This is a genomic window from Streptomyces sp. GbtcB7, assembly GCF_019091445.1.
GTDB lineage: Bacteria > Actinomycetota > Actinomycetes > Streptomycetales > Streptomycetaceae > Streptomyces > Streptomyces mirabilis.
On record NZ_JAGXJM010000809.1, the window covers coordinates 1 to 228 of the forward strand.

General features: G+C 78.1%; 1 protein-coding gene. It reads right to left on the reverse strand.

Annotation, left to right across the window (positions count from 1 at the left end):
* The coding region (locus KVT44_RS57630) for a proton-conducting transporter membrane subunit (protein ID WP_302832285.1) at window positions 1-228 on the reverse strand (228 nt) is incomplete at both ends.

Here is a 228-nt window from a genome sequence, read left to right on the forward strand (position 1 = left end):
GGAGGCCTGGAAGACGGGGAGGAGCCGGGCCACGAAGTAGATACCGGGGGAGACCATCGGCGCCGCGGGGATCAGGGCGGGGACGGGTGTCGGGCCCGCCATCGCGTCGGGCAGCCAGGGGTGCAGCGGGAACAGCGCCGACTTGCCCGCCACGCCCGCGAGGAGCCGCAGGGCGGTCAGCGGCGGATGGTGCAGGCCGCCGCCCGGCGCGGCGGCCAGGCGCGGGGT